Source organism: Bartonella sp. AA168HLJHH, assembly GCF_042197365.1.
Taxonomy (GTDB): domain Bacteria; phylum Pseudomonadota; class Alphaproteobacteria; order Rhizobiales; family Rhizobiaceae; genus Bartonella.
Window position 1 is genome coordinate 134,853 of the sequence record NZ_JBHIRS010000001.1, and the last position, 16,678, is coordinate 151,530.

A 16,678-nucleotide genomic window follows, 5' to 3' on the forward strand; every position below is an offset into this window, starting at 1 on the left:
TACCCTGAATTGTGTAAGTTGGTGCTTTACCATTAGATACATCTGCACCACCACCAAAATATTGTGATGTATTTTGACTTACACTTGCAACGTCCCGATTAACCTGCTCCAACTGCGCAAAATTCACTGCATCATCAGGTTCTTCCCCAGCTGCCACTCCTGTAATCTGCTTATTGCCAGCATCAATACCATCCACAGTTATTTTAGCCCCATCAGCAAACAAAATGCCATCATCACTGATAGAGCTTCTCCCAGCGGTAACTCGTTCCACTGTAATATTATTAGCTAGATCAAATGTTACATTATTGTTTTCCCCACCTTTTGTAATCTTAAGGTTGTCACTTGCAGCCGACAAATCTACAGTATCTTGTACACCAACAGCTTTAGCATTTTTACCTCCAACAGATAGTGTCCAACCTTGGTCTACGTATTTTTGTAATGATTTTAACTGTGCAACATTAACGGCATCAGTGTCGCCACTACCAGCTGCCACTCCTACAATCTGGCGCGTTTTTTTTGATTTAGCATCACCAACACTCACTGCACCTAGCGTACTCGCCCATATCATGTCGTCAGAATCTGAAGGGCCTTTAGTTAAAGAATTATACCCGATAGCGCCAGCAGCAACATCAGCCACAGACTCGCTCCCAAGAGCAACACCCTTATGCTCAGTCGCTCTTGCATCTGAACCAATCGCTATCGAAAGATCTGTTTGAGCTTGAGCACCATAACCTATAGCAATTGCTTTTTGTCCACCTGCAAGTGATTTGTTACCGAATGCAATACTATCAACGCCTTTTGCTTTTGCACGCCCACCAATAGCAATCGTATTGCTTGCTACTGCTTCAGACGCAACCCCTATAGCAATACTTGCTTGTCCACCTGCAAGTGCAGCAATACCAAAAGCTTGTGATCCCCCAAACTTTGCAGTTGCAGCCGCTCCAAATGCTGTTGAATAATGCCCCGTTGCGGAAGATCCACACCCAGTTGCAAAAGAATACACACCATAAGCTTCAGGCAGAACATTTGAAAGACCACCGGTTGCTTTTCCCATATATCCCCCCTTACCGGTCAGACCATCATCAACCCAATTAAGCTGAACCTTCGCCCAGTTAAAAGGACGCTTGCCATTAATCTCTTTATTCATAGAAACTCTTTCATATAGTTCCTCTGCAGTGATTTGGTTATTAGTACCTTGATTGCTTCCACCACGATCAACAACATTAAACACACCACAGTAATCCTTATCGCCAGCTAATACAATACTGCCATGGCTAGCGTATTGATAAGACACGCTAGGACCACTTGTACTTTGAACTTTATCACTTGTTATCGCAAGATTTGCAGCAACCACAGGAGAAACACTCGACAAGAGCGTCGCTATAACTGTTCCCAATGAAACAGCTTTAATCAAATTTGGTGTTGAATATTTTTTCATAATACCCCCTCATAACAATAGATTAAAAACACAAAAAAGGTGTGTTCTAGAGCTTTCTTATTTCCCTTGCGTGTTCCTGCTTTTACAGCGTGTTTTAGGACATAAATAAAATTAAGACGTAAGCTGTTGTTTCTGCAACGCCTTTATAGGGTAATTAGGGGTAGGTTCGTGAAAGTCAATTTGAGGAAGGTAAAAAAATACTTAATATTAGAATGGATTTCGTTTTTCTATCAAAGGTTGTGTGTCGTTTTTAGCTTTGATCTCTTTGAAAAAGGTATAATTTTTGTGCCTATTGATCATCCGCTTAGGCATCAGTTTATTTTTCGTGAATAAGATTTTTTATTTCATTAGAGGATTTATGAAAGCTTTTTACTAAAATGCCCCATCTATATCCTTACTAATGGTAATGTGTCTCGTTGCTGTATCCTATTTTACAAAAATACTCACTGCTACTTGTTCTTTTATTCCCTTCAGTTGTGAAAAATTCACTGCATCAGTATTGCTAGTTCCTTCTGCAACATTTGTTACTTTTTTACTTGCCGCATTAATATTACCGGTGGTTATTTGCGGGACATCAGTAATTACTAAGCCTGTTGCATCGACTTTTCTTTTCTCTCCTAATGTTATGCTTTTCAATGCTATATCATTAGCCAAACCAAATATGAGCTTATTTTCATCGTCCTTATCTCTTTTAACCCTGAAGTTACTTCCTCCAGATGAAAAATTTATTGTACTATCTAGCACCCATATCTTTAGCTGCCTCACCAGAAATAGACAGTTTCCAACCTTTTTTTCTTACGACTTCTTCTAAATCCTGCAACTGTCTAAGGTTCACTGCATCGGCAGGTTTGCTACCAGCTGCTACACCTATAATTTGTCGCGTTATGTTTTTACTAGGAACACCAATACTTACTGCAAATTTCGTACTTTTCCATTGAGATTCAGTGTTTTTAGCCGGTCCTTTCAGAAGAGACGTATACCCAAAAACGCCATCAGCCCTACCGGACACAGAGTTGTTCTCAATAGCCCCCCATCAACCGTCACTTTAGAATAAGAACCTAAAGCGATACTTCCAACCCCATTTGCTTTTGAATAGAAGCCCATAGAAATAGCTTCTTGAGCAAATGCATATAGCACGGAATGACCAAGTGAAATCGAACCACATTCCAAAGCTTTAGAAATAGCTCCCACTACTGTTGAATAATCACTCTTCGCAAGTTGTATAATCATTTTCCCCGTATTCGCTCTTCTTATTATATTCACTACCTATTGCGATACTGCTTTTCTCTAAAGCGTAAGCCATATTGCCTACAGAAACGCTTCATTCTTTTTCCGTTTGCGCTCCACTACCCTAAAGCAATACTTGTGTTTGGAGTACGTTGCATATCTGTAGATCGTTGCATTATAAAGCATACGTTTAAAACTATACGAAAATAAAAGCTAAAACTGTCTTCTTTTAATAAAGGGTATATTCGTATTTACATTTCTTGAAGCATTTTAATAAATCAAAATAATAGCAATCAATTTTTTAAATCTTTACCATTAAGGTCTTTTATTCTCAAAAAAAGTTGTCATAGGCTTTTTATATTCGGATTTTATATAATTACGGGTGTTTTATACATTTAGAATAGCTTTAGAGAGCTCTGGAAGAAAGTAAAAAATTTGCCCTTTTCTTCAATTAAGAAAAAGGCAAATCAATTTTATGGATTTAGTCGTTTATTAGTTGAGTATCACATTAACCCCTGTACTTATACCCCAGTGACCTCCAGAAGTGGTAATTGACAAGTTGGAACCAATATCACCGTTCTCTGAAGTATAACCTGCACCAAAAGCAAAAGCAGATTGACTACGCCATAAACCACTACCAAATGCGATTGTTAATTTTCCAGGAATATCACTATAGCGTAAACCAGCTACCGCTAAACCAACAGCTGCTGCTTGTCTTGCCTCTTTTCGAACATCCTCAACAGCATAACTTAATGTCGAAAACTTCATATCCGTATACGAATTAGCCTCACTAACTCCATCTTTTACAAGATGAGAAACTTGCTCATCCGTATACTTATTGGCATTTTCAAGCACAAAATCCATCTTATCTTTTAATTGACCGCCATTAACCGCTTCTTTCGAATCCTTTTCAATCTTTCCATCGGCTACATTGGCTATTAATACTGGAGAACTGTCATCTCCACCAACTAATGTAACTTTATTGGTCTTTTTGCCCGTTTTTTTATCTTTATCGTATTGTACAGATCCCTCCGTAACTTTATTTTCAATATCCTTGACCTGATCTGTAATCATTTGCTGAGTTTCCCAAAGCTGTCCTCCATTCACAGCTTCTTTTGAATCTCTGTCTACCTTGCCATCCTCTACATTGATAATCTTACTTGGACTCTTAACACCCTGAGCATCAACATGAGATGCATCATAGCTTCCTTTTTCTTCATTCCAATTCAGACTATTCGAAGAGGTACTCTTTTCAACTTCTTTTATACGATCGTTGATAGTGCTCATGCTGTCATTAACAACATCAAATGCTTCAGAGACATTATTACGCTCCTCTTTATCACCTTTCGTACCATCCTTATTAAAGACCTGAACGGTGAATTTTGGTCCTTGCCAGTTTCCTTCCTTATCATAACCAGCTCCTCCACCAAAATATGAGGCAAATGTCTGTTGAAGTGTATAAATCTGACCACCATTAATCGCATCAGTCGAATCTTCTGATATCTTTCCTTTCGCAAGGAACGTGATCTTGCTGTTTTCCTTTTTACCTTCTTTCTCATGCTGTGCTATAAACGCACCTGCATCATCACTCCACAACAACGCATTTTGCTCAATGTTGCCTGAAATCTCATTATGAAGATTCTTGAAAACCTTATTTACACCGGCAAACGCGGCTGCAATGCTATCATAATCCTTCTCTTCAAAACTTCCATCTTCTTGGAAAGTCATTATCTTGAAACCTGGAAGCGCCCAGCCATCACCATCATACTTAGCATCACCACCAAAATACTTTGCTAGCGACTGATTCAGATCATAAATCTGTCCGCCATTAACCGCATCACTCGAGCCTGATACTATAGAGCCAGCCGCAAGTGATGTGATCTTGCTTGCTTTTCTGTCTTCACCTTCCCCATGCAGAGCTACAAAAGCTTTGTCACCATCGCTCCAAGATAAAGAATCTTGTGCAATTCCCTCTGAGACCTCCTTAATGCGAGCGTTCACATTCTTGATATTGTCATCAAGCCCTTTAAAGGCAGAACCAACATCGGTATGCGGTTTATCTGTTACTTCGCCACCTTTATCAATACTGGATAAATTATAAGTTGGCCCTTTAAAAGCACCATCCTTAAATTCAGCATCTCCACCCAACAATTTTGCTATATCCATTGAAAGGATGTGAACCTGCCCTCCATTGATAACATCCGTTGAGTTTTCCGCAATCGATCCGGCGGCTACATTATGGAGCGCAACAGGTGTAGCATCCTTCCCTTTCCCAAAAGTTACATTTGTATAATCAGTTTGATTATCTGTTGTTTTATCGTAAAGAACAACAGAAGAACTATCAGACAGAAGGGTATCAGAAAGATCCTTCAAACCTTTATCAAATTGTTCTTTGTTCACGGCTTCATTGTTTTTTTCTGCCGCCTTTACACCAGAAAGAGTTCGATCCTTACCACCCTTGTTTGCGATATTGATTTCACTACCTTCTACTCCTTTACCAATGTTGATAACATCTTCATTTTTCGTAACAAGCAAATTACTGATTACATCGCTGATCGCAGTTTGAACCTTTGTGAAAAGTTTACCCACACCTGAAAATGCATCTGATACATTCTTATAGCTTGATTCAGCTTCAGTGCCATCATCATTGATAATTTTGAGCTTAAAATCAGGAACTTTCAATTCCCCATCCTTATATTCAGCGTCATCAGAAAAATATTTTGCAACCTTATCGCCCAGTGAATAAAGTTGAGAACCATTTACGGCATCCATCGATTCTTTCGTAATATCTCCTACAGCAAGCGATGTGATTTTACTTGCCTTTCTGTCATCACCTTCCCCATGCTGGGCAACAAAAGCTTTGTCAGCATCGCTCCAAGATAAAGAATCTTGTGCAACTCCTTCTGAGACTTCCTTAATGCGAGCATTCACATTCTTGATATTGTCATCAAGTCCTTTAAAGGCAGAACCAACATCGGTATGCGGTTTATCTGTTACAACACCTTTTTCATCAATATTCGATAATTTATACTCTGGTACTTTAAAGTTTTTGCCATCAAAGGATACATCTCCACCTAAAATTTTTGATAAATCCTCAGTGATTGCATGAAGCTGATCGCCATTAATCGCATCACTCGAAGCTGATATTATAGAACCAGCGGCAAGTGATGTGATCTTGCTGTTTTCCTTTTCTCCATCTTTTTCCCCATGCTTGGCTACAAAGGATTGTTCTTTACCATCCCACAACAGAGCATCGCCTTGGACAGATTCTTTGATATTCGTGACTTTGTCATTAAAATCATTAACGATGTTCTGCACATTCTTATTCACACTCTGGAAATTCTTATCAATTCCGTCAAAGGCTTCCGCTACATTATTGTAGGTTTTTTCTTCAACTTCAATTTCATTGCTCTCTAAGTTGAAAACTTTGAGTTTGAAGGTTGGTTTGTTCAATATGCCATTCTCATACGTAGCATCGCCGCCAAAATATTCTGCAACTTTGTTGCCCAGTGCATAAAGCTGGGAACCTGTTATAGTTTCGTGCGAATCTTTCTCTACCTTACCATCAGCGACATTAACAATCTTGCTCGCATCCTTCTCACCATGAGCAGCATTGTAGGCACCATCATCACCTACACTGCCATCCCAATTTAAACTATTCGAAGAGATGTCCTTTTCAAACTCCTTAATACGAGCGTTCACATTCTTGATATTATCATCAAGTCCTTTAAAGGCAGAACCAACATCGGTATGCGGTTTATCTGTTACAACACCTTTTTCATCAATATTCGATAATTTATACTCTGGTACTTTAAAGTTTGTTCCATCAAAGGATACATCTCCACCTAAAATTTTTGATAAATCTCCAGTGATTGTATGAAGCTGGCCACCATTAACGGCATCTGTCGAATTTGTGCTAAGATCTCCACCCGCAAGACCTGTTATTTTTTTACCTGCAGCATCAATACCATCCGCTATTACTTTGGGACCATTTTCAATGGTTAATCCCGTTTTATCTAAAGTGACGTCTTTTAATTTTACACTGTTCAATGTGACATCTTGTGCCAAATCAAATGTTATTTTTTTGTCTTTATTTTCTGTTGTATCACTATTTTTAATCTCAAAGTTTTTGCTTCCAGAAACCAAATTTAATATATCACCCGGCTGAAAGTTTGAAACAGCCTTATCATTAAGAGAAAGTGTCCACCCTTGTGCTACAAATTCTCTTAATTTTTTCAGCTGTGCAATGTTGACGGCATCAGTGTCTGCATAACCCGCTGCTACACCTGTAAGCTGTCGTGTTATCTTATTCGGAGTATCACCAACACTAAAAGCTCCTTGAGTGCTCTTCCATATCACACCATCATCCGTTGACTGGCTCCCTATGGAAGGATCATAGCCAACTGCGGACACTGAGTTACGAGAAACAGATTTATAACCCACAGCAACACCACCCTCAGGAAGTACTTGTACATTTGAACCTAATGCCATACTATTTTTAGCTGTTGCAGCTGAAAGTCCACCTAATGCAATACTATTTTCACCAGATGCATTTGCAAAACCACCTAATGCAATACTATTTTCACCAGATACATTTGCAGAACCACCTAATGCAATACCATTGTTGGCAGTTGCACTTGAAAGCTTACCTATAGCAATACTTTCTTGCCCACCTTTTCCCTCACTGGCAGCAATTGTAATGCTCTCCGTTTCGGCATGCCATTTAAAGACACTATCATCGGTAGCTTTTTTAATCTCATTGTGAAGATTTACATAAGACTTACCCACACCTTCAAAGGCTTTGGCTACATTTGGAAAACTTTCTTCTTCAATCTCATTCGTCTCAGGATTTAAAGTTTTAATTTTGAACTCTGGATTATCCCATTGACCATTCGTAAATTTAACACCACCGCCTAAATATCCAGCTATATGGGTAGCTACAACATTCAACTGACTACCATTTACCACCTCTTGTGAATCTGCACTAAGATCACCAGATGTAACACCCGTTACCTTTTTATTTCCAGCATCAATACCACCGGTGGTTATTTTCGGACCATCAGTAATTACTAAGCCCGTGGCATCGAAGGTATTTGTACCTGTCTTTACGCTCTCCAGTGCAATGTCTTGCGCCAGATCAAATTTTACTTTATTGTCATCTTCGCCCTTTGTAATATTTAGGTTGCTACTTCTAGCGGAAAAATCTACCGCGCTATTCATAAGAACAGTGGTAGCATTTTTATCTCCAACAGAGAATTTCCAACCGTTTTGTCTTACAACTTGTTCTAAGTCCTGCAACTGTCTAAGGTTCACTGCATCGGTAACATTAGAACCAGCAGCTACGCCTGTAATTTGTCTGGTTATACCCTTACTATAATCACCAACACTAACTGAGCCCCGCGTACTTTTCCATTGCGCCTCGATGTTTGTTGCAGGACCCTGCAACAAAGAAGTGTAGCCAAACTCACCAGCAGCCCTATCGGATATAGAATCGCTTCCTAGAGCAACACCTCCCGCAACCGTCACATTAGAGCTAGCGCCTATAGCAATTCCCTGCGTCGCCTGCTCCTTTGCATATGCATTGTACCCCATAGCAATCGCTTCATTTGCATAACTATGTGCTTTACTACCGAAGGCTATTGAAAAATCACCAACTGAAACTGTTCTCTCTTTTTCATCATAACTATCGGTTAGAGAAGAGCCGATTGCAATGCTATTTTTAGTATTTCTACTACTACCAGCTAAAGCAGTTAAGCCGATAGCAATCCCTTGGTCAGCCTTTGTCTGCGCTACTTGCCCGAAAACAATAGCATCATGCGCTTCTCCCTGAGCTCGTTCACCATAGACAAGAGGATTACCCAAATCATCCCTAGTTATCTGATCTCCCTTTACAACTCCTGGAGTTAAAGCTGCTCTTGTTATTTTTTTACTTCCAGCATTCATATCAATTGAACGTATCGAATCGCTGGTTTCTGCCAAAACATTCACTATAGGACTATAATTACTTACACCAGTAAGAGTTTTGGTTAAAAAATTTTCATAGTCATCAGCAGCACTTACCTTGAATGTCAAAGCAACATTCAGCGCTGTTAAATAATTTTCCTGTGATGAACTAGAAGAATCCAAATCATTCGAAAAAACAGGGGAAACACTGGCTAAAAGTGCCGCTATTGAAGTCAAGGATAGGACTTTAATAAAAGGAAAACGAGAAAATTTTAAATTGCTCCCTGCTAATTTTGTATATAATTTTTTCATAATGAGCTCCCCAATGAAAGAAATAACTATAAACACAAAAAAGACACATTTAAACGCTATTAGGTCCTCCAAAATTGGTTTTTCTAAACGTATTCAAAAATTTAGTACCTGACTGAAAAGATAGAGACGTTGTGTTTTAGGTTTTATGGTTAATGCGTTTTGCTCTTTTACATTTCCTAAGAAAGTAAATTTTTTTGTGGTGATTGGTTTTTTTTAACCTTTAAACTTATTTGTTGTTTTTTGCAAGGGGTAGAGTTAATTTAGCGTATTGTTTTATAGCTTCTTCCAGTAAAGTTGAAATACATTTGAATGGAGATTTTTGTCTTAGTAGAAAGCTTTTTAATAGATTTGTAGAGAGCAAAAGGTTTTTTTATCTGTAGAGTGCTACAGATTTTTCAGATTTAAAAATTAAAGAAGAAAATAATAAACTTATAATTTATGAAAAAACTCACTATCTTATTTTGAAATAAGAAGTTCATTTTGTTGAAAGCGTCCGGTTTTTCTGTTTTTTAAACCTGTATTTATCGTTAGCGCTTATCAATTTATATATATATATTTACATACCTAACAACAATTCACCCCTGCCTCATGAGACAGGGGTGAGAAGGAGTTTTTATGTATTTTGTTTATTATCAATTCAATGTCATATTGAATCCCGCACCTACACCCCAGTGACCTCCAGAAGTTGTTGCGGATATGTTAGAGCGGTATTTTCCATTTTCTGAGGTGTAACCTGCACCAAAGGCAAATGCAGACTGACTACGCCATAAACCAGTACCAAATCCAACGCTTAATTTTCCAGGTGTATCATTGTAGCGTAAGTTAGACACCGCAAGACCAATAGCCGCTGCTTGTCTAGCCTCTTTTTTCACACTCTCAATACTATAGTTTAAGACATCAAACTTCATATCTGTATATTGCTTAGCCCGATCAACAGCATCATCAATCGCATCAATCACAATATTATTAACCCGTTGATCTGTATACTGCTTGGATTCATCAAGAATAATCTTCATCTGTTCTTTAGTATAATCATGAAGTTGACCACCATTTACAGCCTCTTTCGAGCCTTTTTCAATTTTACCATCAGCTACATTATCAATCAGAACAGGTTCACTGGCATCCCCCCCCGCTAATGTGATTTTATTGGTTTTTTTGCCGTTTTCATCTCTATCATAACGAACAGCATCCTCTTCAATGCCGTCAACTCTATTATTGATGTTATCAACTTTGGCATCAATATTGATAACTGTATCACCAATATCAGCAATCGTATTGGAAATGGTATCAACTCTGTTGGTAAGATGCTTCACATCTTTTTCAACACCAGTAACACGTTCATTGGTTTCCCAAAGTTGCCCACCATTGACGGCATCTTTCGAGCCTTTTTCAACTTTACCATCAGCTACATTGATAATTTTATTCGGCTTTCCATCGCGACCAGCATCATAGGCTTTTTCTTTATCATTCCACTTTAAGGCATCTGAATCGACCTTGTTGATGACATCATCAATACGGTTATTAATATTTGACATATTTTTATTGACGTCACCAAAAGCATCAGCAACATTATGGTGCTCTGTCTCAACAGTCGTACCATCAGCATTGACTTGAACAATCTTAAAAGTAGGATCTGTCCATTTGCCATTCTCATATTTGGCACCGCCACCGAAATAATTCGCAAGTTGGTTATTCATGGAATAAAGTTGGTTGCCCGTAATGGCATCTGTTGAACCTTGAGCAATCTCACCATCCAAAAGATACTTCAATTTGCTGTTTGTTTTCTTGCCATCTTTTTCATGACGTGCCACAAATGCTTCTTCCTCATCATCCCACAGTAAAGCATCTTTAGAGAAATCTTCAATTTTCTGGTTAAACTCATTGGATACATTCGTTAAGCGTTGATTCACATCTTGAACATTTTTATCAAGACCTGTTAAAGCATCACCAACATTGTAAAAATTAGCCTTCCCTACTTCACCACCTACAATAGCGGATAAAGTATATTTCAGCCCTTCAAAAGCACCGTTAATGAACTTTGCACCACCACCAAAAAACTTTGCAATATCTGCTGATATTTTATTAATCTGACTACCATTGATTGCATCGTTGGAATTTTCAGAAATGCTACCATCTTTTACGTTATGAAGAGCAACTGGTCCGTTGTTCTTATCGCCGCCCAAAGTTACACTACCATAATTAACACTATTATCGTCATTCTTATCATAGAGAACCGCAGCAGCAGTTACTGTCTCAATATCCTTCGTAATATCCTTTATGCTTTTATCCAGTTGGTCTTTGTTAACAGCTTCATCGCCCTTCTCTGCTGCCTTAACACCAGAAATAGAACGCGCTACACCAGCATATCCCGCAATATTGATCTCAGTACCAGCTGTATCCTTACCAATAGTGATAGGAGCAGAAACTCCGTCTTGCTTAACAAGACTATTTTTTACCACTTCGGAAATCTTATTATCAATATTTGTGATCGAAGTATTAACACCTGTAAACGCTTCCGTAACATTATGATAGGTCTCCCCCTGAATAAGGAAAGCTGGTTCTATACCGTTCAATACATCTGTACTACCACCAAAATATTTCGATGTATTTTGAGCGACTGTTTTGAGATCATTGTTAACAGTTGTAACCTTCTTATCCGTAGCAAAAAGCTGTGAACCATTTACCGCTTCCGTTGATGTTTGAGAAAGTTCTCCATCTTTTACACCGGAAAGTGTTCTTTCTTGCTTATCTTTATTTACAAGGCTGATTTCAGTACCACCGGTTGCTTTACCCACAGTAATAAGACCATCTTCTCCCTCCTGCTTCACAAGACTATTTTCTGTCACATTATTAATCTGATTATAAATATCTGTGATAGAATTATCGACACCCTCAAAAGCATCAGCGACATTATGATGCGTTTTCTCAACAATAGTGCCATCCTCATTACGCTGAGAAACTTTGAAAGTAGGATCGCTCCACTCTCCATTCTCATAGCGAGCACCACCGCCAAAATAATGCGCAATCTTATCGCCCATCTTATAAAGTTGAGAACCATTTATTGCCTCTGTTGAATCTCCTGAAATATCGCCATCCGCAAGGAACTTAATCTTACTATCTGTCTTCTGTCCATTTGGTCCACGCAGTGCGACAAACGCTTTTTCCTCTTCACTCCAAAGTAACGCGTCTTGAGAAAATTTATCAAATTTATCATCAAATTTCTTGTCTACATATTGTATATGTTTATTCACATTTTTGACATTCGCATCAAGCCCAGTCAAAGCATCACCAACATTGTCAAATGTTTTCTGTACTACTGTACCATCTGCAGAAACCGTAGATAAATTATACTGTGGTCCAACAAAAACACCATTTTCAAACGAGGTATTACCACCAAAGAATTTTGCAACATCTCCAGCTATTGTATTAATTTGACTACCATTTACAGCTTCCATGGAGTCTTTGGAAATTTCACCATTTTTTACACCTGCAATGGTTCGCTCTCCCTCAGTACCTGTGATATCAATTTTCGTACCGCCTTTTTCAGCACCAATAGTGATAAGCTTCTGATCTTCTTTCCATTTAACAAGACTATTTTCTGTTACATTATTAATCTGACTATAAATATCTGTGATAGAAGTATCAACAGCAGCGAAAGCATCCGTTACATTGTCGTGTTTTGTATTCTGAACCGTAAAAGTTGGTTTGATACCATTAAGTATATCTGTCTCCTCACCACCAAAAAAATCCACTATATTAGTAATATAATTAAACAGTTGATGGCCATTTATTGCTTCTGTTGAATCGGAACTGACTTTTCCAACTGCAACGCCAGAAATAATTCGATCTCTGCCTTCAGAGTTCGCAATATTGATTTCGATACCTTCTTTTTCAGCACCAATGGTAATATTTTTTTTACTTTTACTCCATTTAACAAGACTATTGTCTTCTATCTCAAACTTCATTTTATATAATTGTGAAAGATTAACAGCATCATGCTCATTGCTACCATCTGCGACTCCTGTAATTTTTGTATTGGCGGCATGAATACCACCCTTGGTCATTCTTGGGCCATCTTTGATCATGAAACCGGCATTACTCATTCTGCTGTCCCCTGTTTCTACACGACCAACTTTAATATATTCGCTTAAATCAAACTTTACTTCATTGTTATCACCTTTGGTAATTTTTATATTTGTGTTCTCACTCTCATTATTATCATCGTCTTTATGCTTAACTGCAACAAACTTTACTGTACTTCCTGCTTCAACATCTGTAGCTTCTTCATCTTCAACAGCAAGTTTCCAGCCCGTTTCCATCCCCGCTGTAAAGTCTTTCAGCTGTTTATAATTTACTGCATCAGTATCATCAGTACCAGCTTTCACTTTTGTAATCTTTTTGCCACCAGCATCAATACCTTTCATAGTTATGCTTGGACCACCATCAACAAACTTAAAGCCATCGTTGCTCATAATGCTGTTGCCTGTCGTGACACTCGTGAGCTTAAGAGTATCATTCAAAGAAAATGTAACTTTATTACTGTCTTTTGCAATTTTTATATTTTTGCTACCATCTTCATTTTCACCAGCAACAAAATCTACTGTACTCCCAGCTTTAACATCTGTAGCATTGTTACCATCAACAGAAAGTTTCCAGCCATTTTCTGCAAGTGTCCTTACCTCTTTCAGCTGTTCATAATTTACAGCATCAGTATTGCCTTCTGCCTTAGCTACTCCTGTAATTTTTTTATCACCAGCATTAATACCATTCAAAGTTATGCTTGGTCCATTACCATCAATAAACTTAAAGCCCTCATCACTCATAATGCTGTTGCCTGTCGTGACACTCGTAAGCTTAAGAGTATCATTCAAAGAAAATGTAACTTTATTACTGTCTTTTGCAATTTTTATATTTTTGCTTCCGTCCTCACCCGCATCCGCAACAAGATCTACTGTACTCCCAGCTTTAACATCTGTAGCATTGTTACCATCAACAGAAAGTTTCCAACCTGCTTCAGCAAGTGTTCTTACCTCTGTCAACTGCTTATAATTTACAGCATCAGTATCTTCTTCCCCTGCCGCTACTCCTTTAATCGTTTTATTACCAGCATGAATACCATTAACAGTTATGCTCGGCCCCTCATCACCGTCAAATCTAAAGCCAGCAGCATCCATAATGCTGTCTCCTGCTGTGACAGTCATTACCTGAATATCATCAGCTAGATCAAATGTGACATTGCGATCATTATCTTTTTCGATCTTGATATTTTTTGTACCTTTATTGTCAGCTGACTGAAAATTTACTGTACCATTTGGACCAATAGCCGTAGCATTTCCACCGTTAACAGCAAGCTGCCAACTCGTTTTGTTCGCGTTTTTCACCTCTTGCAACTGTTTATAATTCACTGCATCGTTAGGTTCAGACCCATCTGCTACGTTTGTGATCTTTTGCTTGGCTGCATCAATACCATCAATAGTCATGCTTGGACCATCATTACCATTAATAAAAAAGCCGTCTACAGTCATGCGTGAACCGCTTTCACCGTTAACAAAAAAGCCATCATCACTCATCGTGCTTTGGCCTGTGGTGACTTGCGTCAATTTAAGATGATCATTTAAAGTAAATTCAATTTTATGCTTATTATCTGCAGTGTTTTTTGCAATCTTTAAGTTGTCTTTTCCCGCTTCTTTTTCACTTTTCACTGAAAAATCTACGGTATTGCCTGAATTCACATCTGTCGGATCGGTATCGTTAGCAGAAAGTTTCCACCCCCCTCCCCCTGCTATGATATCTTTCATAGCTTTTAGTTGCGCCACGTTTACCGCATCGGTATCTTCACTTCCAGCAGCGACCCCTGTAATTTGTCGTGTTAGCGTACCCTTACCAATACCACCAACTTCACCAACGCTAAAAGCGCCTGTGGTGCTCTTCCATGCTATACTGGTTTTTGTTGTCCCTTTACCTGTTACAGGATCATAACCAGCAACATTCTTGTCTCTATCAGAGATAGCCCCACCACCTACAGCAACACCATCTTTAACAAGCACTTGCGAATTTACACCAATGGCAACCGAATCTTCTTTTTCAGCATAAGCTTGCGTACCTATAGCAATCGCATTTTCAGCATTCGCGATTACTTTTCTGTTAGGATCATTTTCTTGGGTTCTGTCAGAGCGCCTGCCCCCTATTGCAATAGCACCTGAAGCTTTAGCTTCAGCATCTGTACCTATAGCAATCGTATAACTCTTTTCTGCCTTTACCTTTGTACCTAAAGCAATGCTATTTGTACCTAATGCAGTTGCAAGCCCTCCAATAGAAACTGAAGATTTGCCCGATGCTTCTGAGCCTACACCCATAGCAACACTTGCTATACCACTTGCAAGTGCGGAAACACCAAAAGCTTGTGCACCCCCTGCCTTTGCTGTCGCACCTGCACCAAATACGGTTGAATAATTACCCGTCGCTGCAGATCCACAACCCGTTGCAAAAGAATAAACACCATAAGCCTCAGGCATTGCACTAACGATACCGCCAGTCGGTGTCCCCATATAACCTTTAGTGGGATCACTTAATGTCCCATCACCAGTCCAAGTAACCTTTTCAGTAGTCGTGCCATAAGGTTTACGACCTCCAAAAACTTTCTCACCAATAAATCTCTCATATTGTTGCTCTGCGGTTATTCGTTGACTTTCACCAACTCTCTCTTGTTGTTTGCCGCCACGACCAATAACGTTGTCTACACCACAGTAGTCATCATCACCAGCAAAAACAACACTCCCATGACTACCGTGTGGATATACAACACCAGTACCAGTTGTACTTTGACTCGCCCCTCCTACTATCGCAAGATTAGCAGCAAAAACAGGAGAAACACTCGATAAGAGTGTGGCCATTACCGTACTAAGAGAGACAACTTTAATTAAATTTGGTGTGGAATATTTTTTTTTCATAAGAATCTCCTCCTACAGAGTTCAACATCATCACAACGCGCGAAAACACACATGGCAAAACCCTTAGTTTGCGCACTTCAAAAACCAATAAATCAAGACAAAACTCCCCCCTACGATACCGATAGTTATCCGGCATCGACCTAAAATCTCTGCAACAACATCAAATCTAGAAAAGTCCCCAACCCTTTTAGCTAGAGGGTTTCAAGCTAAAAAATAAATAAAAACACAAGACTTTGAAAATATACCGTAATCTCCATTCAAAAACACTGCGATTTATCTCTTAACAAAAATAGTTTCACTAAAGAGCAATTCTACTTTTCAAATAAAGCGCATCAGAAGAATGGCAAGAGTGTAAAAATAATTTTTTATAAATTTGTAAAAATACTTCTCAATAAATTAGCTGTTCTTATAAGCACAAATTTATGATTTTTTTAACTTATCGCACAATGTAATAGATAATGATTATCATCATAATCTCACTTTTTGTTGCGAGGTAAACTGTTTCAATATACTATACATCTCTTTGAAAGAAATCTGTCTTAAATATAATGATGCACGCTCTGTAAAAAGTTTTAACGTACTCATCTTATCATCTTCATAAAAAGACAAAAGCGCATCTATAAATAGTCTTTCGTTCTTCTCTCTTATATATCTGTTACCCTTCTATAGGAACAAAACATCGTCATTGTATTTTCACTATTGTATAAATTTTTTAATATCACAAACCGAAAAGAAGCTGTTTTCTAAACTCTTTCCTCTCACAGAACCCACTGTATTTTCACTGTTGTCCGTATCTTTTCTTCAACCA

The 16,678-nt window shown here is 38.5% G+C and carries 5 protein-coding genes and 1 pseudogene; all 6 read right to left on the minus strand.

The window, feature by feature from the left end:
* Positions 1-1,438: pseudogene (locus ACFINM_RS00530) on the minus strand (hypothetical protein); the annotation flags it as partial.
* Between the two features lie 426 nt (positions 1,439-1,864).
* A complete protein-coding gene (locus tag ACFINM_RS00535; RefSeq protein WP_375620819.1) occupies positions 1,865-2,182 on the minus strand; it encodes a hypothetical protein in 318 nt (105 codons plus the stop codon).
* Positions 2,172-2,447 carry a hypothetical protein gene (locus ACFINM_RS00540; protein ID WP_375611460.1) on the minus strand — a complete coding sequence of 92 codons (276 nt, stop codon included), beginning with the start codon at positions 2,445-2,447 and terminating at the stop codon, positions 2,172-2,174. Before ACFINM_RS00540 ends, ACFINM_RS00535 begins: the two co-directional genes overlap by 11 nt.
* Entirely contained in the window at positions 2,402-2,668 is a 267-nt protein-coding gene (locus ACFINM_RS00545) for a hypothetical protein (protein WP_375639554.1), read from the minus strand. Before ACFINM_RS00545 ends, ACFINM_RS00540 begins: the two co-directional genes overlap by 46 nt.
* A gap of 489 nt (positions 2,669-3,157) precedes the next feature.
* Entirely contained in the window at positions 3,158-8,920 is a 5,763-nt protein-coding gene (locus ACFINM_RS00550; protein WP_375639558.1) for a YadA-like family protein, read from the minus strand.
* Positions 8,921-9,552: 632 nt separating this feature from the next.
* The gene (locus ACFINM_RS00555; RefSeq protein ID WP_375639562.1) at positions 9,553-15,870 is read right to left on the minus strand and encodes a Vomp family autotransporter; all 6,318 of its coding nucleotides are present in this window, start codon (positions 15,868-15,870) and stop codon (positions 9,553-9,555) included.
* Between the last annotated feature and the right edge of the window lie 808 nt (positions 15,871-16,678).